Annotated in this window: 21 protein-coding genes and 1 riboswitch; of the genes, 9 read left to right on the top strand and 12 right to left on the bottom strand. The window is 41.3% G+C overall.

The window, feature by feature from the left end; genetic code table 11:
* Positions 1 to 83 precede the first annotated feature (83 nt).
* The 3 genes from AC3ISE_RS07915 to AC3ISE_RS07905 all read left to right on the top strand — a co-directional run bounded on the left by AC3ISE_RS07915 (position 84) and on the right by AC3ISE_RS07905 (position 3,277).
* Positions 84 to 1,604, top strand: coding sequence for a phytoene desaturase family protein (locus tag AC3ISE_RS07915; RefSeq protein WP_489223769.1), 1,521 nt, complete (start codon positions 84 to 86; stop codon positions 1,602 to 1,604).
* A 126-nt stretch (positions 1,605 to 1,730) separates the two neighbouring features.
* Positions 1,731 to 2,843, top strand: coding sequence for a glycosyltransferase family 2 protein (locus AC3ISE_RS07910; protein ID WP_489223768.1), 1,113 nt, complete (start codon positions 1,731 to 1,733; stop codon positions 2,841 to 2,843).
* 98 nt (positions 2,844 to 2,941) lie between these two features.
* Positions 2,942 to 3,277: a DUF3243 domain-containing protein gene (locus tag AC3ISE_RS07905; protein WP_133311466.1), complete on the top strand. Its 336-nt coding sequence runs from the start codon at positions 2,942 to 2,944 to the stop codon at positions 3,275 to 3,277.
* A 54-nt stretch (positions 3,278 to 3,331) separates the two neighbouring features.
* Here AC3ISE_RS07905 and AC3ISE_RS07900 read toward each other — a convergent pair whose 3' ends face one another.
* Positions 3,332 to 5,485, bottom strand: coding sequence for a GDYXXLXY domain-containing protein (locus AC3ISE_RS07900; protein WP_489223767.1), 2,154 nt, complete (start codon positions 5,483 to 5,485; stop codon positions 3,332 to 3,334).
* Between the two features lie 155 nt (positions 5,486 to 5,640).
* Here AC3ISE_RS07900 and AC3ISE_RS07895 point away from each other — a divergent pair, with 155 nt between their 5' ends.
* On the top strand, positions 5,641 to 6,963 hold the full coding sequence (locus AC3ISE_RS07895) for a short-chain fatty acid transporter (RefSeq protein ID WP_489223766.1): 1,323 nt from the start codon (positions 5,641 to 5,643) through the stop codon (positions 6,961 to 6,963).
* 212 nt (positions 6,964 to 7,175) lie between these two features.
* Entirely contained in the window at positions 7,176 to 7,379 is a 204-nt protein-coding gene (locus AC3ISE_RS07890) for a hypothetical protein (protein ID WP_083328206.1), read from the top strand.
* 32 nt (positions 7,380 to 7,411) lie between these two features.
* On the opposite strand, the gene AC3ISE_RS07885 is transcribed toward AC3ISE_RS07890, so the two are convergent.
* Positions 7,412 to 9,322 carry a heavy metal translocating P-type ATPase gene (locus AC3ISE_RS07885; protein WP_489223765.1) on the bottom strand — a complete coding sequence of 637 codons (1,911 nt, stop codon included), beginning with the start codon at positions 9,320 to 9,322 and terminating at the stop codon, positions 7,412 to 7,414.
* A gap of 426 nt (positions 9,323 to 9,748) precedes the next feature.
* Here AC3ISE_RS07885 and AC3ISE_RS07880 point away from each other — a divergent pair, with 426 nt between their 5' ends.
* Positions 9,749 to 10,303, top strand: a complete 555-nt coding sequence (locus tag AC3ISE_RS07880; protein WP_489223764.1) for a GNAT family N-acetyltransferase — start codon at positions 9,749 to 9,751, stop codon at positions 10,301 to 10,303.
* A 66-nt stretch (positions 10,304 to 10,369) separates the two neighbouring features.
* A complete protein-coding gene (locus AC3ISE_RS07875) occupies positions 10,370 to 10,504 on the top strand; it encodes a hypothetical protein (protein ID WP_489223763.1) in 135 nt (44 codons plus the stop codon).
* Between the two features lie 38 nt (positions 10,505 to 10,542).
* Here AC3ISE_RS07875 and AC3ISE_RS07870 read toward each other — a convergent pair whose 3' ends face one another.
* From AC3ISE_RS07870 to AC3ISE_RS07840, 7 genes are all read right to left on the bottom strand, one after another.
* On the bottom strand, positions 10,543 to 10,905 hold the full coding sequence (locus tag AC3ISE_RS07870) for a cbb3-type cytochrome c oxidase subunit I (protein ID WP_489223762.1): 363 nt from the start codon (positions 10,903 to 10,905) through the stop codon (positions 10,543 to 10,545).
* A gap of 129 nt (positions 10,906 to 11,034) precedes the next feature.
* On the bottom strand, positions 11,035 to 12,228 hold the full coding sequence (locus tag AC3ISE_RS07865; protein ID WP_489223761.1) for a NupC/NupG family nucleoside CNT transporter: 1,194 nt from the start codon (positions 12,226 to 12,228) through the stop codon (positions 11,035 to 11,037).
* A gap of 150 nt (positions 12,229 to 12,378) precedes the next feature.
* A riboswitch (purine riboswitch) is annotated at positions 12,379 to 12,480 on the bottom strand.
* Between the two features lie 82 nt (positions 12,481 to 12,562).
* Positions 12,563 to 13,891: a polysaccharide biosynthesis protein gene (locus AC3ISE_RS07860; protein ID WP_489223760.1), complete on the bottom strand. Its 1,329-nt coding sequence runs from the start codon at positions 13,889 to 13,891 to the stop codon at positions 12,563 to 12,565.
* 89 nt (positions 13,892 to 13,980) lie between these two features.
* Positions 13,981 to 15,051, bottom strand: coding sequence for a Ger(x)C family spore germination protein (locus AC3ISE_RS07855; protein WP_489223759.1), 1,071 nt, complete (start codon positions 15,049 to 15,051; stop codon positions 13,981 to 13,983).
* Positions 15,041 to 16,141: a GerAB/ArcD/ProY family transporter gene (locus tag AC3ISE_RS07850; RefSeq protein WP_489223758.1), complete on the bottom strand. Its 1,101-nt coding sequence runs from the start codon at positions 16,139 to 16,141 to the stop codon at positions 15,041 to 15,043. Before AC3ISE_RS07850 ends, AC3ISE_RS07855 begins: the two co-directional genes overlap by 11 nt.
* Before the next feature lie 19 nt (positions 16,142 to 16,160).
* Positions 16,161 to 17,636: a spore germination protein gene (locus AC3ISE_RS07845; protein ID WP_489224291.1), complete on the bottom strand. Its 1,476-nt coding sequence runs from the start codon at positions 17,634 to 17,636 to the stop codon at positions 16,161 to 16,163.
* A gap of 170 nt (positions 17,637 to 17,806) precedes the next feature.
* Positions 17,807 to 18,397 (bottom strand): cell wall hydrolase, encoded by a 591-nt coding sequence (locus tag AC3ISE_RS07840; RefSeq protein ID WP_489223757.1) that lies wholly within the window; start codon positions 18,395 to 18,397, stop codon positions 17,807 to 17,809.
* A gap of 315 nt (positions 18,398 to 18,712) precedes the next feature.
* On the opposite strand from AC3ISE_RS07840, the gene AC3ISE_RS07835 reads away from it, so the two are divergent.
* Positions 18,713 to 19,204, top strand: coding sequence for a sigma-70 family RNA polymerase sigma factor (locus AC3ISE_RS07835; protein WP_489223756.1), 492 nt, complete (start codon positions 18,713 to 18,715; stop codon positions 19,202 to 19,204).
* A 75-nt stretch (positions 19,205 to 19,279) separates the two neighbouring features.
* Here the strand turns inward: AC3ISE_RS07835 and AC3ISE_RS07830 are convergent, their stop codons facing one another.
* The 3 genes from AC3ISE_RS07830 to AC3ISE_RS07820 form a co-directional block, all read right to left on the bottom strand.
* Positions 19,280 to 19,474, bottom strand: coding sequence for a hypothetical protein (locus AC3ISE_RS07830; protein ID WP_133311479.1), 195 nt, complete (start codon positions 19,472 to 19,474; stop codon positions 19,280 to 19,282).
* 68 nt (positions 19,475 to 19,542) lie between these two features.
* On the bottom strand, positions 19,543 to 20,190 hold the full coding sequence (locus AC3ISE_RS07825) for an SDR family oxidoreductase (RefSeq protein WP_489223755.1): 648 nt from the start codon (positions 20,188 to 20,190) through the stop codon (positions 19,543 to 19,545).
* A 78-nt stretch (positions 20,191 to 20,268) separates the two neighbouring features.
* Positions 20,269 to 21,135, bottom strand: coding sequence for a patatin-like phospholipase family protein (locus AC3ISE_RS07820; protein WP_489223754.1), 867 nt, complete (start codon positions 21,133 to 21,135; stop codon positions 20,269 to 20,271).
* A gap of 184 nt (positions 21,136 to 21,319) precedes the next feature.
* On the opposite strand from AC3ISE_RS07820, the gene AC3ISE_RS07815 reads away from it, so the two are divergent.
* Positions 21,320 to 21,508: a YkvS family protein gene (locus tag AC3ISE_RS07815; RefSeq protein WP_029281718.1), complete on the top strand. Its 189-nt coding sequence runs from the start codon at positions 21,320 to 21,322 to the stop codon at positions 21,506 to 21,508.
* The last annotated feature ends 134 nt before the right edge of the window (positions 21,509 to 21,642 follow it).

Genomic DNA, 21,642 nt, shown 5'->3' with positions numbered 1-21,642 from the left:
ATCGAAAAGGGCAGAATGGATTGCAGAATAGACTTATTCAGCAGTTTAGACATGAAAGGACAATCTCATAAGGAGGCATTCTTTTGAAAAAGAAAGTGATTATCGTTGGAGGCGGACTTGGAGGCCTCTCTGCAGCTATCAGGCTTTGTGCAGACGGATATGAGGTAACGGTTGTTGAAAAAGGAGAGCGCGTTGGCGGCAAATTAAACATGCGCGGAGGACTCGGCTATACGTTTGACACGGGACCTTCCATTCTTACGATGCCGTGGGTGCTTGAAAAATTATTTAAAAGTGCAGGCCGCAGCCTAGCTGATTATCTCACCATCAAAAGAGTTGAGCCTGGCTGGAGAACATTCTATGAAGACGGGACAACCATTGATTTAACAAGCGATTTGCCTGCTATGCTTGAGGAATTAAAAAAAGTTTCAGTGGAAGATGCAAACGAATTCTTTGATTACCTTCAGTATTGCAGTAAAATGTATGAGTACAGCATGAAAAGCTTCTACAGCAAAAGCCTTTCAGGTCTAAACGATCTTAGGTCCCTGCACAGTGTGAAAGAACTGCTGCAGATGGAACCATTAAAATCAATGGACGGCGTCACCAGAAAGCACTTTAAAAATAAAAAAATCAGGCAGCTTTTCAACTTCCTGATTATGTATATTGGCTCATCGCCATACCATGCACCTGCTGTCCTCTCTCAGCTTACGCATGTACAGCTTGGACTCGGCGTTCATTATGTCGAGGGGGGCATGTATAAAATCGCACTTGCTATGAATAAACTTCTCCATGAGCTTGGCGCTGAAATCATGCTCAATACAAAAGTGGAGCGCATCATAACAACCGGGAAAAAAGCTTCCGGCGTAGAGCTTGAAAATGGAAGAATTCTTGAAGCAGATCTTGTTGTATCGAACCTTGAAGCCATTCCGGCGTATCGCACTCTGTTAAATGAAAACCCTCAATCACAGCAGAAAGCAGCTGAGCTTCAAAAATATGAACCAACCGTCTCAGGCCTTGTTATGCTGCTCGGTGTAAACAGAACCTATGACAATCTTGCCCATCACAATTTCTTTTTCTCAGAAAATCCGGAGGATGAGTTTCAGCAAATCTTTAACGAAGGCAAGCTAGCGGACGATCCGACTGTGTATGTCGGCATCTCTTCAAAATCAGACTCTACTCAGGCTCCTGAAGGAAAAGAAAATCTTTTCGTGCTGACACATGTTCCTCCGCTTAAAGCAGGAGAAAACTGGGAATTCAGAAAAGAAACGTACCGTGAACTCATCTTATCAAAGCTTGAGCGCATGGGAATTCCTGATTTAAGAAAGCATATTGAGTTTGAATATACCTTTACTCCAAACGATTTAGAGCGCCTGTACGGAGCTAATGGCGGATCGATCTATGGTGTTGCAACAGACCGCAAGAAAAATGGCGGATTCAAAATTCCGAGCAAAAGCACCATGCTTGAGAATCTTTATTTTGTAGGCGGATCCACACATCCAGGCGGCGGTGTTCCAATGGTTACCCTATCAGGTCAGCTTACAGCTGATTTAATTGCTGAACATGAGAAGGATCTGAAAGGATTTAAAGAAGAGAAGGAAATTTCATAATGATAGAAAAGCGTAAGCACTGAAGCTTACCATCAATGCGCAAAATTTCATAAATTATATTACTTAAAAGAAGGATAAGATCGCCTCTTATCCTTCTTTTTTCAATCTATATAAAGGAGAATGTCTATGCTTATCTACCAATTGGTCCTGCTTCTTCTTTTAGCATGGACCGTCTTCAATTCTTTTTTTATGCCCAAGTTAAAAAACCGCAGCTCTAATGAAAAACCGCTTGTTTCGATTCTTATTCCCCTGCGCAATGAAGAACGCAATGCGCGAAGCCTGGTTCAATCTTTGATAGGGCTGACCTATCCGAATTTGGAATTCATCCTGCTTGATGATCAATCCGCTGATCAGACAAAAGAAATCCTCCTCTGCGAAACAAAACATGATGACCGTTTCACCATCTGTTCCGGTACGGAGCTTCCGAAAGGATGGTCAGGAAAAGTACATGCCTGTCATCAATTGAGCCACATGGCAAACGGAGATTATTATTTATTTTTAGATGCTGATGTAAGAGTTCATAAAAACACGATAGAAAGCACCCTTTCTCTTATGAAAGAGAAGAAAGCTGGCATGCTTTCAGGTTTTCCCCGCTTTCCAGTGAAGCATGCGCTTGAAAAGCTGCTTGTTCCGATGCAGCATTTTCTGATTTATTTTCACCTTCCGCTCTTTTTTGCCAATTACACATCCATGGTTTCAGCATCCGCTGCTCACGGAGCGTTTATGATGTTTGAAAAAAAAGCCTACAAACAATTCGGCGGCCATGCAGCCATTAAAGATTCCATCGTAGATGATGTTGCGCTTGCAAGAACGGCCAAAAAGCATCATCATCGCGTTCTGCTCGCAAATGTCACAGACTTTGTGACGTGCTATATGTATGACAGCAACAAAGAAGTATGGGATGGCTTCAAGAAAAATATTTTCCCGGGATTTGGGCGTTCAATCCTCATCGTCATCATGTTTACCTTTTTTTATAGTGTGTTTTATATTTTCCCGCTTTTATTAGCCGCTTACGGCATTTTGTCCTTGATATCCGGAGAGTTTCTGCTTTTCTCCTTTATTCCGCTATTGCTGATTATCTTGCAAAAAGCATTTATCGATTTTCGCAGCGGGCAAAAAATCAGCCTTTCCTTTGCAGTTTCATTTTCAGCAGCTGCTTTTCTTATCCTGCTGTATTCCTCGATGATTGCTTCTTTCAAAAAAAGCGGATACAGCTGGAAAGGCAGAACCTATCATTAATAGTTTTATAGTTTTAGCACATTCAACTCTCTGGAAAGGTTTACCTTCATTCTTAACGGGAATGTAACAAATAACTTTATCAGGAGGTGCAAGAAAAAATGTCAAACCATCAAGTAAAAGACGAGTCCATTCAAACAGAAAAGATTGAGAAGAAACTAGATTCAATGAATAATGAGAAAATGGAAGCGATTCTTCGGGATTTCGAAGAGTTCAAATCGTATTTAGGGGAAAAAGTGGAAGCAGGAAAGCGTTTAGGTTTAAGCGATGAAATGCTTGCCAAAGGCGCTGAGAAAGTGGCAAACTATCTGGCTAATAACGTTGAACCGCGAAACAGCGAAGAGAATCTATTAAATGAACTCTGGAAAGTCGGCAATGATGAAGAAAGACATTTCCTTGCGCATATGCTCGTGAAATTAGCCAATGAAGCCAATTAGGATAAGATTATAGGTTCATAGAAAAAATCCATCCTGTAACGGATGGATTTTTTCTTATTTGAGCGAAGATATATCTCTTTTCACATCTACAAGCAGGGCATTGCCTTCATCCGAAACGATCACTTTTGCATATTTAGCCGTTCGTTCAAGTTCCATCCCTGTTCCCTCTTCAACAAAGAAAGATTCAATTCCAAAGACAAGCCCGTCATAGCCGTTATATTTACCCGTCAAATAGGCTTCGTCCGCTTGAGGCTTTTTAAATACGTCCCCAGCTCTCCCTTCAGCCGTTTCTCCGGTTGGCCTGTAAATGCCACTGCTGTCTTTTTTCAGCTTAACGGTGATGACAGTTCCGCTTTTAATGTCATCTGCCGGCTTAAATCGGCCAGCCTCATATTGCAGCTGTACATAATCTCCCTGCAGCATAGATCTTGGGTCGAGCGGCTGCAGTTCAAGCACAACTTCTTTTCCCTGCTCCAGTGCCTGTTCATTTGAAAAGCTCTGGTAGCCTGTAAAAGCAAGCTGCAGGATAAAAACACCTGCAATCATAGCCCAAGTCCTGTTTGTAAATATATTTATTCCAGCAGGCTTTTCTTTATCAAAAAATCTGACTGCTGCAAAGATCACCAGACCAAGCAGCAGGAAAGTCAGCGATTTATGTAGCAGCTTCCAGGCAAAATCGTAATAAAGTCCGATGAAAAATAGAATAAAAAACGTCCAGGTGATGTTTCTCTTAACAAGGACCTCTCTATTATGATAGAGGGCAAGCATGGCTGCATTCAGTCCGAAATACAGAATCTGATAGATAAGGGTTTCCTTCCAGTCCGTTCCCCAAAAAGCGGCCGGATAAAGAAGGAGAAAGCCGTAAAAGACACAAAAGCTGCTGAGCTGTCTCACTTTGTCCATCGGCACGAGCAGCATCAAAAATTGCGCGATCGCTAATACCGCTAAGACGAGGCGGAAATTCTCCATCCATTGAAGGTGCACAGAAAACAGACTGATGAAGCATGCAAGCATAAACGTATAGGCAAGAAACTGGAGAAACTTTTCCCGTTCAATCAGGATAATCACCAGGCTGACCGCAATAAAGAGAATGGCTGCGCCTGCATTAAGCATGAAAAGAACACCTAATGCTGTTAAAATCCCTGTAATGAATAACGTGTACCTTGCAGCCGCATATAGCTTTTTCCAAAAAACAGCTGTGCCGATGAGAAGAAGACTGAACACAGCCAGGCTATATTCCGATTGAAAGATCAGAAACAATAATCCGCCAAGGCTGAACGAAAGCAATAGAGATGAAGTAAAGGTAATGATCACAATTAAAATGTTTTTAAACACTTTATACGTAAGCGAGTCATCCGGTGCTCTTCTCGTTACACGTACGGCAAGGTAAATGCCTCCTCCCAAAAAGAGCAGTGTCCCGAGGATGGAAAATAAATAAAAGCTGTATGGTCCGATTTTGTCTGCCAGCCTTATACTGACTTCGGCATATTTTGAGAGAGCAAAAACCCCCAGCATAACAAACGTAATAATGGTCAGCGTATGCTGACTGTCTTTTTTCATGAATAGGATATAGCTGATTATAATAACTGCCAAATAAACGATGTTCATCCAAGAACTATACGGTTTAAACACATCGTAAAATGACATGATGATCAAAAAGAGATGAACGACAGTAAAAGATGCATATTGCAGCGGTTTTAGCTTTAACAAATAGGCTAAGCCAAATACCATTGCATTCAGTAAGACCATGCCGACATAAATCAGCCATTCTTCTAAATCAGAGCGATTGATTGAGACACTTGCCGGAAACATGTAAAACCAGTACGTAAGCAGCAATAACCCATAGCTCAGGATGGCAAACGGCTGATAGCGCGTAATAATGGCGAGTGCAATCGAAGGCACCATCCAGATGAAAAATAAAAGGTAGCTGTCCGCATGCGAGTTATAGATCTGACCGATCAATGCAGCTGCAGCGCCAAACGAGACAGCTCCTCCGACTAGCAGCCACTTTGGAAGATCCTCCCTATTTGACAAAATCTTTCCGCTCATAAAGCTTGCCGCATAAAATAAAACGATCATCCCGATTGCAAGACCTACCTTTTCCAATCGTCCAAAACCGCTCCAATTGGATGCAAAAAAATAAAAAATGCCCGATAAAATAAGAATAATGGCACTGAGATACCCCAGCGGAATGAGTTTGCTCATCATGATCACCTGACTTCCTCTAATAACTGTAAATTCATATCATTTTAACATTTTTTTACTAATTCATATAGGCTATTTCTAATATCAGATATAAAAAAGGAGATTCTCTCTTGAAAGCGAATACATTTAGAGAAATAACTATATTGGAGGGAAGCAGCTTGAAAGCAGTAATTTCTTTTTCGAACAGGATTATGCAGCGTTATTTGCCTGATCCATACTTGTTTGTCATCATTCTAACATTCGTCGTCTTTGCTCTGGGGCTAATATTCACCCCTTCCTCACCTCTTCAAATGGTCGAGTACTGGGGCGGCGGCTTCTGGGGACTTCTCAGCTTCGCCATGCAGATGGTGCTCGTTCTGGTGACAGGACATGTTCTTGCAAGCAGCCCGCTTTTCAAAAAGGGATTAAGCGCCCTTGCGGATGCTGCTAAAACACCTGGCCAGGCAATCATTTACGTTACCATTGTTTCGATGCTTGCAAGCTTTATAAACTGGGGCTTTGGGCTTGTCATCGGCGCATTGTATGCCAAGGAATTAGCCAAAAAAATCGAGAACCTTGATTACCGTCTTCTGATTGCCAGCGCCTACAGCGGATTTGTCATCTGGCATGGCGGAATCTCAGGCTCCGTACCGCTTACAATTGCGACAGAAGGCCATTTTGCACAGAATATGATTGGTCTTATTCCTACCAGCGAAACAATTTTCGCCCCGTTTAACTTGATTATTGTCGGCGTGCTCTTCATCACCTTGCCGATCGTCAACCGCTTGATGATGCCAAGAAAAGAAGAGACCGTTACCGTTAATCCGGAACTGCTGAGAGATCCGCGGATGGAAGCTGCCGCTCTTGAAAAAGAAGCACTTACTCCTGCCGACCGTCTTGAAAACAGCAGAATCATTTCTCTATTAATCGGCGTCATGGGACTTATCTTTCTTATATCCTATTTTATGACCAATGGATTTAAGCTGAACTTAGATGTGGTGAATTTTTTATTTTTATTTTTGGGAATCCTCTTTCACGGAACACCAAGGAATTTTTTAAATGCTGTGACAGAAGCGATTAAAGGCGCCTCAGGAATCATTATTCAATTTCCTTTTTATGCAGGAATCATGGGAATGATGGTCACATCAGGGCTTGCGGCTGTCATTTCAGAAGGTTTTGTATCTATTTCCAATCAGCAGACGTTTCCGGTGTTCGCTTTTTGGAGTGCAGGAATCGTAAATATATTCGTTCCGTCGGGCGGCGGGCAATGGGCTGTTCAGGCGCCTGTCATGCTCGAGGCTGCTAAAGCACTTGACGTTCCTATGGCAAAAACAGCCATGGCCGTAGCATGGGGAGATGCCTGGACAAACATGATCCAGCCATTCTGGGCTTTGCCAGCTTTGGCCATAGCAGGGCTAAAAGCAAAAGATATCATGGGTTATTGTGTATTTATCCTGCTGATAAGCGGGGTCATCATTTCTCTCGGGTTCTTCTTGCTATAATATAAATGGCATCAGCTAATTTGGCTGATGCCATTTATTTGGCCGATTTGAATCAGCCTGCATTGGAGATCCGGAGTGAATGAACAGCCAAAAACAACAATCACAATAAAAAGAGCCTTTCTAAAAAAGGAAATGCTGATTTTCCATGTGCTTTCTTTTTATGTATAATAAAGTGGGAATTGGTTCTTTACCTAGTTAAGGAGATGTTAGCATTGCTGAAGTTGATGAAACGAAATATAGTCCTCATCTTATGTATAATCGGTTTTGCATCACCTTTTATTTTTATTCAATTAACAGATTGGTTTTACTATAGCTCCCTGATCGGGTGGATCATAGGCTTCATTTGTATTGCTGCAGCTTATGTGATCGTGAGCAAAAGACCTGATGATGAATCAACAGGAGAAAGAACGACATAGAAAAAGGACGAAAGAAATCTTTCGTCCTTTTTTTATCTTAATAACCGCAGTCCATTTAAAATAACAAGAATTGTGCTTCCTTCATGCCCGATGACTCCAAGCGGCAAATCAAGCACCTGCAGGAAATTCGAACAGATCAGCAGGGCAATGACTGACATTGAAAAAACAATGTTCTGTTTGATGATTTTATCCATTTTCCGTGAGACCTCAATCGCTTTTTTCAGTTTCGTCAGATCATTTTTCATCAGGACAATATCTGCCGTTTCAAGAGCAACATCCGTCCCTTCGCCCATGGCAATTCCTACACTTGCAGCAGCGAGGGCAGGAGCATCATTGATGCCGTCTCCGATCATGGCTGTATGTCCGTATTTCTTGCCAAGCTTCTTCACTTCTGCCACCTTATCATCAGGCAGGCATTCCGCAATAAATTGGTCTACTTTTGCTGCACTTGCAACAGATTGTGCTGTGGACTTATTATCTCCTGTCAGCATCACTGTATGAATTCCAGCTTGTTTCAGCTCATCAATCGCTTGAACGGCATCGTCTCTCAATACATCCTGAAGACTAAGAACGGCCGCGATCCCGCTCTCATTTTTTACATAGACAATGGTTTTTCCCTCTTCTGCTCTCTCTAATCCAAATGCCGTCATCATGTTCTCTTCGTTATTTTCCGCAACGGGCTTCCCGACACTCCACATTTCACCCTTCCATTTGGCCGTTACGCCAAAACCGGATTGCTCTTGTACATCAAGCATTTCGGGTTGAAGAGCAGGATATTTCTTTTCAATATAGCCAACAATTGCCTTTGCAAGCGGATGATTGGATTGCTTTTCAATCGACAGCACCGCTTTGAAAACGTCCATTTCATCTGCATTTGAGCTGATTTTCACATCTGTCACAACAGGCTCACCTTTTGTGAGTGTGCCCGTTTTGTCAAAAGCAATCACCTTCAGCTTGCTTAATCTCTCTAAGTGAACACCGCCTTTGAATAACAGGCCGTTTCTTGCCCCATTAGAAATTGCTGACAGTGTTGCTGGCGTAATCGATGCGACCAATGCACATGGTGATGCCACAACCATCAGAACCATCGCCCGGTAGAAGCTCTCATTGAAGCTCCAGCCAAGCAGATAGTGCGGCAAAACCATCATCAGCGCAACTGCAATCAATACCCCTTTTACATAAGTGCCTTCAAATCGTTCGATAAACTGCTGGGAAGGCGACTTTTCAGACTGAGCAGATTGAACAAGCTTGATGATCTTCTGGAAAAGAGTCTCATCGCTGTTTTTTGTTACTTTGACTGTAATCGAGCCATTTATATTAACGGTACCTGCAAATACTGTGTCTTCCGTCTTTTTCTCCACTGGAATGGATTCACCCGTTATCGCCGCCTGGTCAATGCTTGTCGTTCCAGACGCTACTACCCCGTCTGTCGGGATTCGCTCCCCTGGTCTTACAGCGATCAAGTCTCCAATTTCAAGTGAAGATACATGAACTCTTGTTTCTTTGCCGTCCTTAAGCAGGGAAGCTTCCTCAGGCTGCAGCTCCATCAGCGCAGAAAGCTCACGCTGGCTTTTGTTCAATGTAAATGTTTCAAGCGCCCCGCTTAATGCAAAAATAAAGATTAAGATGGCCCCTTCAATCCAGTATCCAATAATTCCTGAACCAATGGCTGCAAAAACCATCAGCAATTCAACATTCAGCTTTCTCTCTTCAAGTGTTTCTTCAATTCCCTCTTTTGCTTTCGCATATCCGCCGATTAAAAAGGCTGATATAAATAAAGCGACAGCTGCAGGCGAGTCCCCCTGATTCGTTTGAATGGCCCACCCTATTAAAATCAGAATCCCAGAGAGGATGGCCGCAATTAGTTCACCGTATTCTTTAAGTCTATCAAATTTTGTATTCTCATCATCTGCCTGATGAAAAGCATTTTCATTTACAAGCATTGTATACCTCCCTAATTGAGAAAAATAATCATCTTCAATAAGCTTATGAAAAAGATAAATGCTGCTGATTTCCAGCAGCAAATCCCCATATATCCGCTATGTCGAATCAGTATATGTCTCATTATACCAAAATGTACGCAAAACTCAATAAAAATTATTATTATTTCTATTTAATAATAATTATCAACAAGAGCCGCGAAAAGCTATTAACAGTCCAATTTTCTTCTGCCATCAAGTTTTAAGGTATAAAAGGTTTTATAAAGATTTCCGGAAAGGAGTTAAAATACTAATTTTTTCGGATGATGAAGTTCTTATAATCTTCCCTATTTACATTTTTCGAATGAATTTTTACAAAATATTCTTATAAAGGAAAAGGAATCCATCCAATAATAGAGAAATTTTTAATAAAGGAGTTGAATGCTATCTATGCTTCGTGGTGAAAGAGTAACTTTAAAACAATTAAATACAGCCGATATCTCTAAATTATTTCATTTCGTATACGGCGAGGCAGAGCCTGAATGGAAAAAATGGGATGCTCCTTATTTCCCCTTAGGCATTATGACAAGAAAAGATTTCGAGAAACAGAAAAAGAAAGAAATGAAAGATCCTAACCCAAACAAACTTTATATATATACAGATCAGCGGCTGATCGGAATGGTCACATACTACTGGGAGCATCAGCCATCTAATTGGCTTGAAGTTGGCATCGTCATCTATGAGCCCCGGAATTGGCACAGCGGAATAGGAACAAAAGCTTTGAACCTTTGGATTCAGCACTTATTTGAAAAATACAACTTGATTCGCATCGGTTTAACGACATGGTCAGGGAACGCAAGAATGATCAGAGTGGCTGAAAAAACAGGAATGAAAGAAGAAGGCAGAATCCGCAAGTGCAGACTTTATAAAGGTGTCTATTACGATTCTATCAAGATGGGCATGCTGAGAGAGGAATGGATATCAAGACATAAGCAAGACGTATAAAAACATCCTTTTTTCCCCAAAATAGATGCAGAAGTCAGCTTGTCTATTTTGAGAGGAGGCCATGTGATGGCACTTGTCGTCATTTGCAGACACTGCAGCGGAGCAGGCAAAATCAGAACAAATCCTTTTATCCCGCTTTCGAAAAAATGCCTGCAGTGCAATGGCACTGGGAAATATCAGGAATTCACTTATAAAAATTAACCAAAAAGGAAGCATGATGTCGTGCTCCCTTTTCCATTTCATTTTAAATTCGCCAAAACATTCCAGACAAAAAATAAAAGCCCAATCACTGTTGCGAAGGATCCAATGATGGTAAGAAGCACTAAACTGTTATTTCCCGAAACTGTAAACACAAGCCCAATCATCATTACCGGAAGTCCGGCATTATGGAGCCAAAAGTGAGCCTTCGCCAAAAAATGATCGGTTAACTCAGGAAATGCATAATATAAAATGCCGGCAATCGTAAGTGTCGTCCATCCCAATAAATTAATGTGGACGTGAACTGGTGTCAATGTATAGTCATGGGCAATCGACATAAACAGTCCGAGCAGAAGACCAACAGCCAAATACAGAACAGACAGCTTAATCATTTTTATTCCCATCTAAAACCCTCCCGCCTTTTTGACATACAATTTAATTTACGCTTGCCGGCCGCACTTTTAGAAATTGTCCGCAGAAAAAGGGACCTTTTTCCATAAGAAAAAGCACCCTTAACAAGGTGCTTTCCTTTCTTACATGAACATTCCCACTAAAACTGCTGTAATAAAACTTGCCAATGTTCCGCCGACAATCGCTTTTAATCCAAGCTTTGAAACGAGGGAACGTTTTGTTGGTTCAAGGGATCCTAAACCGACAATCAGCTGACCGATTGAAGACAGGTTCGCAAAATTGCAAAGAGCAATTGAGAGAATGGCAACTGTTTTAGGATTTAACTCATCAATCATTTTACTTAGATCAAGATAAGCAACAAATTCATTGACTGATAATTTCGTTCCGATAATGGAAGCTGCTCTGAAAGCATCCTCAAATGGAATGCCGATCATGATGGCAAATGGATAAAATACATATCCGAAGATTGTGGACAGGTCCGTTCCGATCAGTCCAAGTCCTCCGTTAATCAGAGCCAGAATACTGATAAACGCAATCAGAAGTCCTCCTATGTTCAGTGCAAGAGTTACGCCGCTGACTGCTCCTTCAGCGATCGCTTCAAAAACATTGGCATGCTTCGTTTTTTCCATCGCCACATTGTCATTTGTTTTGGAAACCTCTGTTTCAGGCTCAAGCAGTTTTGCGATAATCAATGAAACAAAGGGAACGCTGAAAACAGAGATAAGAAGATATTTCATATCAATTCCCATCAGTGAATACCCGACAAGGATGGCTCCGCTTGCTGAAGCCGTGCCGCCTACCATCACCGCAAATAATTCTGATCGAGTTAAATCCTTTAAATACGGCCGAACCAGAAGCGGCGCTTCAACCAGCCCCAAAAAGGAATTTCCGACAGCACTGAACGTTTCAACCTTGGTTGTTCCAAGCAGTTTCCCAATTGATAAACCAATAATTCTTACAACAAAAGGGATAATTCTCAAATAATAAAGAGCTGAAATAAGTGCAGATATAAAGATGACAACAGCAAGTACATTTATCGCAAACACAAACGTGATGTTTGAGCCTTCACCATAAAACCCGCCAAACACAAATTCAATGCCCTCGCTGCTGAAATCGATGATTTTTTGAACAGCAAAAGCTGCTTTTTCTAAAATCATCTCTCCCGCTTTTACTTTCATAACAAATAAAATCAAAGCAGCTTCAAGCAATAATCCAATGCCGATTGTTTTCCATGGAATACTTTTACGGCTGCTGCTTAGAAGCCAGCCGAGAAATAAAATGCCTGCAAGTGATAAAATCCCGTATAAAATACTCATATGAATGCCCCCATCTATTAATGTCATCAGTCGTTTTCCAATCATGAACGGGCGCGGTCAGATGTCTGACGTCTAAAAAGAAATAAAAAAAAGAGACCGCTGTTCAAGACTTTATAAAGAAAGCTTGAACAATGGTCTCTTCATCAGACTGCCTGTTCGTACTCTCCTTATAGTCCGGCACTTTAAGGCTGCCAGGTAGAAACTTATGGACCATATCTCCATGATTATATAAGGAAAACGTATGAAGTTATCTCCGTATTTTACAGCGGGTCAAGGGCTATTTCAATCCTTTTTCTTATTATCGGACTAGCAAGTGTATTGCAAGCTTTCAGAATCATCGGTAAACACTGTCCCTGCGCTCTGTGAGCCACAGCGTAATTCCGATCTTCTGGCAGATTGTCACATAATGCATGAGCGTTAAAAGCACAATGCCTGTATTCATCCCAAGAATAATTCCTGCCATTTGCAGCGAGGGCTGTGAACCAAGCAAAAACATCATCCCAAATGAGACAATATGCGACCAGACAGTATGGTAAAAGGCATCTTTCACAAGCCCAAGTCCTATTAAATAAGCCTGCATGGGAATGACGAAAAAATGAAACAAAAAGTATGGCCACAGCAGCTTCAGATAAAAAGCTGCCTGATCAGATGAGAAGAACAGCGATGTCAGCGGTTCTGCAAAAAGATAAATAATAAATACGGCCGGTATTCCGTAAAGCATGGTAAAAGACATCGATTGCTGGAGAAGCACCCGCAATGTCTTAGTATCCTGCCTGGCGTATGAATCAGAAACGTTTGGAATCAGCATAATCATTAATGAATGGGCAATAAATGCCGGAAAGAAGCCAATGGTCATTGCTACACCCGTCAGCATGCCAAAATGCTCAGTTGCTGCAACCGTGGTGAATCCCGCCGTAATGAGTGCTGTCTGGATTAAAAAAGGCTGGATCGCATTTGTGATGGCATGAAAGATCCTCAAGCCTGTAGTCGGGAGGGATACAGACAGCAGCTTTTGCCTTGCGTGTTTACCGGTTGTAAATGTGTTGTTTTCATATTTCAGAGCATGCATATGTATCATAAACATACTGATCAAATATACAAAAACAATCAGTTCACTGCCAATAAAAGCACAGAGCGCAATCAGCAAAGCATTTTGATCGAACTTAAAAATGGTGAAAATGAGCAGAAGCACACTGAATTGCACCGCTTTTCGCAAAAAATTCGAAAAAGCAATCTTTCCCATCTGCTGCACACCCATAAAGTACCCTCTTGCAATCGAGGAGAACGACGCAATCGGAATGAGCCCAATAATCAGCCATTTAACGATTGGATGAAATCCGTCAAGCAAAGACGTAGCTGAAAAAAGGATGATGCTTGCCATCAGCACAGCAAGTGTAACAATCATTGTCATCTGCAAAGCGTGGCGCAGCATGCTGTAATGCAGGACCCGCTTGTTTTCAGCGATGTATTTGGAAATCGAAATCGGCAGTTCAAGACTTGCAAGAACAGCAACTAAAAAGATGACAGGCAAAATGGACATATATCTGCCCATTCCTTCTTCTCCAAGTTCTCTCGCCAAGATCATGTTGACGAAAAATTCGATGCATTCACTGAAAAAAGCGGCAACGATCAATAAAAGGGTTCCTTTAAAAAAAGAATTCATGCTGACTCACTCCCTGGGAAGAACTTTCTAAAAGGATATGAGACAAGTCACCCAAATATTTTAAAATTTGTTTTAATGATCGTTTTTCCCTACTCAATTACCCCTGTTTCCGTGATCATGACTTCAGGTTTGATTTCAACAGACAGTTTTGGATAAATCTCTTTCCATTCTTTTGTATGCAAGCCTCGAATATGGCTTTGCACCAAATCCTGCAGTCCGAGCGGATCAATCTCAAGTTCTTTAAATTGTTCAATCATTTGTTTTGTTTCTTTTATAATTTCTTTCTCAAAGGCTTTCTCCATTTCACGTTTGATTTTAGGCGTGATCATGTCTCCTGTATACTGCTGAACAACCCCGCTGAGCTTGACCTTTATTGTCAATTTGGATGGATCCTTTTTATTCACTTCAATTTTGCGGTCAGATGCAATGGCTTTAATGGCCACCTGTTCCTTTTTTGGCAGGTTGAGAGCATAGATGCCTTCCGTATATTTATCAGCAATCAGTTTAAAGAAAATCAGTTTTTCATTTGAAATTTCACTGACCATTTTGTCTCCTTTAAATAAGGCCAGGCCATCAATTTCAACCGTGCCTCCTTCGCCTTTTTTCAAAATCGGCAAGAAGGGATCACTGTCTTTTGAATATAAATCATATAGAAAGATATGCAGGTTTGTTTTAGGAACGTCCCTGCTTTCAACGTTGTGGCGAATCAGGTTTGAAATATAGGCAGCTGCTCCTCTGTTTCCAAATTTTGCTTTCATAATAGAACTCGCATCCTCTCTGCCTACCGTCAAATAGACGCGGGAACCGACACTTGCATCCCTCTGCAGCGTATCCACAAGGTTTGTCAGTCCTCTTTCAGCAACTTTCTCTGAATAGATTACAACAGAAATTTTCCCAAGGACGAGCGGATCAGATGATTTACGCTGCAGGTGCGTTAAAATATCTTTGCTGACATCAGTAGATGAAGTAGATTCGATGATTTCACTTTCTACAGGGGCATCCTGCGTATAAACCGGAATGACAACCGTTCCTTTCATTTGATCTGCGCCCTCCATGTCAAAGCCTACAACTGTAATAATATTAACATCGTCCAATATTTCTTTTTCAAGACATCCTGTCAAAAACAGCGGAATGAGAAGAACAAGCAATTTACGTTTCAATTTTTCTTCCTCCCTTCCATTTACGGTAGATCAGAGTGAGTAAATACAGAACCGGTATGTAGGCTATAAAAATATAGAAGCCGACCTCCCCTAAAAATGAGTTAATCGTATTGATCTGTTCACGGTCTTTAATAAGATTAACAGCTCCATAACTGACGGCAAGAACAATCAGAATCGTATATTTCTGCTTTATTTTCACAAGCTGCTTCATGCCTCTGCTTGCACACCAGAGGGTTAAACAAACGTTCGGCAAAATGACTAGGTTCCAGTTTGCGATCCCGATATATTCAAATCTTTCCACAAACGGCATTTCGACAATTTTCCAGATCGTAAGTGTTGCCCATACGTTTTTCTGAAGCTGCTCTTCACTGAAATAAATGATGCTGAACAGCATAATAATCACATAGATTAAAGTTGTAACTGCTGCACCAAAGTGCGCCCACTTCCTCGATTTTTCAGGATTTTTCAGAAAAGGATAATACATAAACAGCGCTTCAAAACCCAGCACTGTCAGCGACATATTTTTCGTGCTTTTTAAAAGATCACTGATGGAGTGATCAAAAAAAGGCATCAGGTTATTAAAGTTCGCAAATTTCAGTGTGAACAAAAAGGTGAAAATAAGGTATCCCGGGAGCACCACGCCAAAGAAGCAAATACCCGCCACAACCCGAAAACCGCCATTTAATATGTAATAAGCAAGCACCAGAAAAATAAAGCTGTAAATCCAGACATTGAGATCTGGAAACATCCATACTTGAATAACTTCGATAAAGGTTCGGAGGACGTTAATGGCAAGAGCGGTAAAGTAAATAATGACAATGGCATTTAACCCATTGCCAATCCACTTGCCAAAAATCTTTTTATGAATATCAAGGATGTTTCCCTCTTGGTCCTTTAAAATTTGATAAATCAAAAAGATCGATATATGAACAACGACTCCGGAAGCAAGCACAGCTATCCAGGCATCATGACCGGAGTCCAGTGAAATAAAACGCTGAAAGCCAAGCACTCCGACACCAAACTGAAGGGAGTGAATAAGAAAAAACACAAGAAAATGCGAAACTTGATATCGTTCTGCGATCTTTTTCATCTGGACACCTCACAATCTGCTATTCATCTATGTCATGTCTCTGTCTTGCTTTCTTCTCTGAAAATTTATCAGGCTGTTTCGTCCGCAGGGCCAAAGGCCTTTTGTTTAATGTTGAGAAAGGGAAACGGATAATCGCATCTTTAAGATCCCGGCTCCGGGGCGGATAAATCGGCACTAAAAAGGGCCTCCCGAGAGATGTCAGCCTTAAGAGATGAGTTGCTAAAAAACAAAAACATAAAACAATGCCGAGAAGCCCATAAATTTGGGCGAAAATTAAAAATGGAAATCGAAGCAGGCGAATCGTATTACCCATCTTGTAAACAGGTGTTGTAAACGATGCAAGTGCTGCCAAAGCGACGATGATCAGGAGAACGTTACTGGTCAGACCCGCTTCAACCGATGCCGTCCCAATAACGATCCCGCCTACGATACCGATTGTCTGTCCGACCTTTGTCGGCAAACGCGCACCCGCTTCCCGAAGCAGTTCAATCGTCAGCTCCAAAAACAGTGCCTCCAATATTGGGGGAAGCGGAATCTCGCGCCGCGAGGTTACGAGCGTGCTCAGCAGATCCTTTGGAATTAACTCATAATGAAAGGTTAGGGTCGCTACGTATACAGGCGTTACTAAGATGGAAAAGGCTACGGCAAATACGCGGATCAGCCTGAAAAATGATGACAGCACCCAATTTAGATAATAATCTTCAAAAGAAGAGAAAAATTCTACAAGCGTTGTGGGGCCGATTAAAACCTGCGGCGAGCCATCAACAACTACTGCGACCTTACCCTCTGCAAGAACAGCTGCCACCCTGTCAGGCCGTTCTGAATCAAGCACCTGGGGAAACGGAGAGTTATGGTTATCAGATATGAACTGAGCCACATAGCCGCTGTCGCCTATTTGGTCATATTTAAGATCTCTTAACCTCTGGATCATGGTATTTACATTTTCTTCATCTGCTATACTGTCGATGTAGAGCACAGCCACTTTTGTTTTGGACAGATCGCCTATTTGCATTTCTTTTATCCGCAGCTGAGGCACTTGTATTCTTTTGCGGATCAAATTGATATTAAATTCAATCGCTTCTACAAAAGCTTCCTTCGGACCTACCACACTGAATTCAACTTCCGGGAGGGAGATGTCCCGTGCCTTATTTAATGTAGCTCTTAACAATGTACATGGACTTCCATATTCGGAGAATGAAATAATGATATAGCCTTCAAGCAATTTCTCTGAAACAATATCCGTGTCAATCGTGACAATGATTTCTTCAATGGGCACAATTTCTTTCAGCTGATCAAGGGTATTCCATTTTTCATTCAGCAAAGGAGCGAGGATGCTCTCATGTAAAAGCGTCGGATCTACCACTGTCCGTATGTAAGACACCCAAAAATTGATCTCTTTTGCATGATGCTCATATTGAACAAAATCAGACGAGGCCTTGAAGCAAGTAATCACTTCAGCCATTGACTGCTTTGGTTTTCCATTCTCCTTATACATCTTGTTCACGATTTCCACCACGCTTCACGATCATACTTTCCCTTATATTTCCTCCCATTTTGTAAATTATTCAAAAAGAAAAAATGGAAAATGTCATACTTGGGAGACAATGATGTATTTGCTAAACGGCATAAAAAAACTCCCATCCATCTGGAAGGGAGTTTTTTTCATTATTTTGCAAATGTGTGTTTTCCGATTGTAAGCGTGACTTCTCTAGTACGAATCCAGTCGCTTTCAGCTGTTACAGGATTATAGAAATAGACAGAATCATTCCCCATACCCTCATAAGCCAAGGCTTCTTGGACCGCTTCTTTAGCTTTATCATCAGCAGGTTCATGAATTGCGCCATTTTCAACTGGAGAAAATGCGTAAATGCCTGATTGCTTTTGATAAATAACATCTTTAATGGTATCAGGGAATCGGTCATCTTTTACACGGTTTAAGACAACCGTTGCCACAGCCACTTTACCAGCATATGGCTCGCCTTTTGCTTCAGCGTGAACAATTCGCGCCAATAAATCCTTATCTTCATCTGAAATGGATTGAGGGACCTCCAGTTTTTCGCCTACATATAATAATTGACCGCTTTTATGATTAAGGGATTGAATCTCTTTAATAGATACACCGTACTTTTTGCCGATCAGCCATAAAGTATCGCCTGTTTTAACCTCGTGCTTTGTTGCTGCCTCTGCTTTTTCAAACCCAAATAATGATAAGGTAAGTGCGGAAATGATCGTAAAAGTAAAAAATGCTTTCTTCATTTATAAACCTCCCAATTTTTCATTCGGATTCGCTTGTAAGAAGTACAAGTAATAGCCTAACAGCTTTATGCACTGAATTCATTGCTTAAAAAATGGAAGGTATCCCAATTCAATATTCAAAAAAATGAGGCATATCAGGCTTTTCATTCTAAAGAAAAATAGAAAACAGGTCATTTCCCCCTGGGAAAACAGCCTATTTGGCGCACCTAACCGCATATATATACCTTCTTTACTGCTTTTACGATTTCCAGCATCGCCATTATGATGAATTTACCGCGGAATATTTAAGTGGAGCGCTCCTAATCGGAGAATTCGATGATAGAAGATAAAAGTTTTGAGGAACTGGTTGAGAAGCATCAAAGTATGATTTATTTTCATATTAAACATTTAAACATCAGGCAGCATCATGAAGAATACTATCAAATCGGACTCATCGCCTTATGGCACGCTTCAAAAACCTATGACGGCTCAAAAGGCTCATTCAGCACTTATCTATATCATTGTATAAAAGGAAGGATGCTGAATGAAATGAATAAACAAAATAGAAGGCACGAAAAAGAAGAGCTTCGCGATCAACATGACGATTTCGGCACGGAAGACCCTATAAAGGAAATAATGAGCGAGCAAATGGTCCAATCCTACGGCGACATCCTCACTCCGATGCAGAAAAAATGGCTGATTGGCTATTGCATTGACAAGAAAACGCCAACTGAAATTGCTGAGAGTGAAAATGTCAGTCCTGCGAGTGTGAAATCGTGGAGAAGAGAGGCAATCAAGAAGATTAAAGCGATAATAGAAAAATCATAAGGGTGATGTGGATAAACATTCTCTCAATCCCTAAAAACAGAAAAACGGCCGTCATATATGACAGCCGTTCTGTTTTCAGCTCCGGGGAACCTGCAAATATTTGTAGATGACGCTTCCGCCCTGCTGTGCTATTCCGCGGAAATGCTTGAAATCCTCACGTTCGACAAGAACCGTTCTAAAGGTAAGAAAAACATCTTTCGGAACATGATATTCATGGATTTCACCATTTTTTAAAGAATCCAGCATTTCGTTTGCCAATTGATTATCCATGGAACGAACTTCCCCCAAATCTTTTCATATATGCAAGTTTACTAAGGAGAAGCCCGCTTGTCCATGACTTAATAAACAAATTTTAAAGCTTCCTCGATATCTGACTCGCCAGAGAGGATTTCAAACGTTTTGTTTTTCACTTCTTCACCAGTAAGAGACGCTATCAGAACCGCCGCCACATCCTCACGGGAAATGCTGCGGTTTTCTTTGTTCTCGATTTTTTCTGAAGCTTCGATCTTTCCTGAGGCGCTGTCATCCGTCAGTGCGCCAGGTCTGACAATCGTATAAGAAAGATCTGATCCCCGCAGATATTCGTCAGCAATTGCCTTTGCTTTGAAATACTGTTCCATTGATTCAGGACCTGCTGAAGGGTTATCTGTTCCCATTGAGCTCAGCATGACGAAATGCTGGATCCGATGTTCTTTAGCAGCGTCTATCAGATTTTTAGCCCCCTCCTGGTCAACAGAAATCGTTTTATCAGGTCCTGTTTTTGATCCAGATCCCGCAGCAAAAATGATGGCATCTGCTAAATGCACGGCATGGGATACATCCCCTTCAAGATCGCCGACGACTGTTTGGGCACCCAGCTTTTCAAGCTCTTTTTCCTGCTTCGGATCCCGCACCATTGCGATTGCGCGATGCTCGCCTCCGCGTGCTATTTGTTCGATTATATGTCTGCCTGTTTTTCCGTTAGCTCCTGCAATTAATACATTCATTCTAAACAACACCTTTATAAGTAGTATGACTGTACTCTTCCCCCTGGAAACTCTCTTCAAACGTTTGGATATGTTTTATCAGGATAATACGTGATGCGGCTCATGCCACTTCTGCAGAGCCTCAAAGCAGGCTTCTGCATCCTGTAAGCCCTGCTCATAGAGCCGTTCCAGTTTAACCGGATTTCGTTCAATCCGGTCAACCTCAAGCTTCCTGGAAGGACGGATGACAAACACATTTCCGAGCTTTTCCTGCTCCTCAATATAATCAAGCGTCTGATTGTACTGCTCATAGCGGTTCAGCATGGCATCTGCAAGCAATGGATACGCTCTGAAAGACCGTCTGACCATCCACTCCATGCTGCTCTTTTTCTTTCTGTATCCTGCATTTCTGGTTAAGATCACCACATTGCGGGCATTGCCGTCTGATTGAGATTTTCTGATCGGAATCGAATCGACAATCCCGCCGTCAAGCAGTTTCCTTCCTTCATAGTCAATCATTGGTGCTATAAACGGAAGGGAGCTTGAGGCTCTTAAAATCGTTAAAATATCCTTCCCAATATCATTTTTATTATAGTAAACAGGCTCCCCTGTCTTGCAGTCTGTTGTTCCCACTAAAAATGTCTGATCACTTTTCAAAAAGGAATCAAAGTTAAACGGAACAAGCTTGTTTGGAATTTCATCAAAAATGAAGTCCATCCCAAACAGCTGTTTATGACGAATATAATTGCTTAACGATAAATAGCTTTTATGATTGGCATAATTGAGGTTTACCGTCTTATTTCTTCCTTTTTGCCTCGAAACATATGAAGCACCCATGCAGGCACCTGCTGAAACCCCGATAACATAGGGGAAATAAAGATTTTTTTCCATGAAAAACTCTAAAACACCTGCTGTATAAACCCCGCGCATTCCTCCGCCTTCGAGGACAAGACCTGATGAAACCAAGCTGATTCGCCTCTTTCAAAATCAATTTTATCTTACTATAACATGCTTCATTCATCTGCTTCATCTAATCTGTTTGGCCTTTTTTCAAAATTATTACACAATTTTAACTGAAAGCCTTTACTTAACGGAAAAAATAATGTTAAATAGTCCTAATGGGGGATCTGTATAGAGAAGGAGAGAGGAAATGAAAATCGCTAAAGTTGGCAATGTGATTGAATTCAGAGACGGTTTACGTGGCATCGTGGAGAAAGTTAATGAAAATTCAGTGATTGTAGACTTGACGTATATGGAAAATTTCCGAGATTTAGATCTTGAGAGACGGACGGTCGTCAATCATAAAAACTATAAAATTGTAAAAGAACAGCTTCATTGATAGGTAAAACAGCAGCCTGAAAGAGAATTCTCCTTCAGGCTGTTTTATTTTGTTCTCAAAATGAATTTTACATTGCTTTAAGGTAATTGAACCATACTAGATAAAGTAATCGACCTATAGACAGATAAAAAGCG

The organism is Metabacillus sp. KH_069, assembly GCF_057838075.1.
Note: the sequence above shows the minus strand (reverse complement) of the source record. Positions and strands in the feature narration are given on the sequence as shown.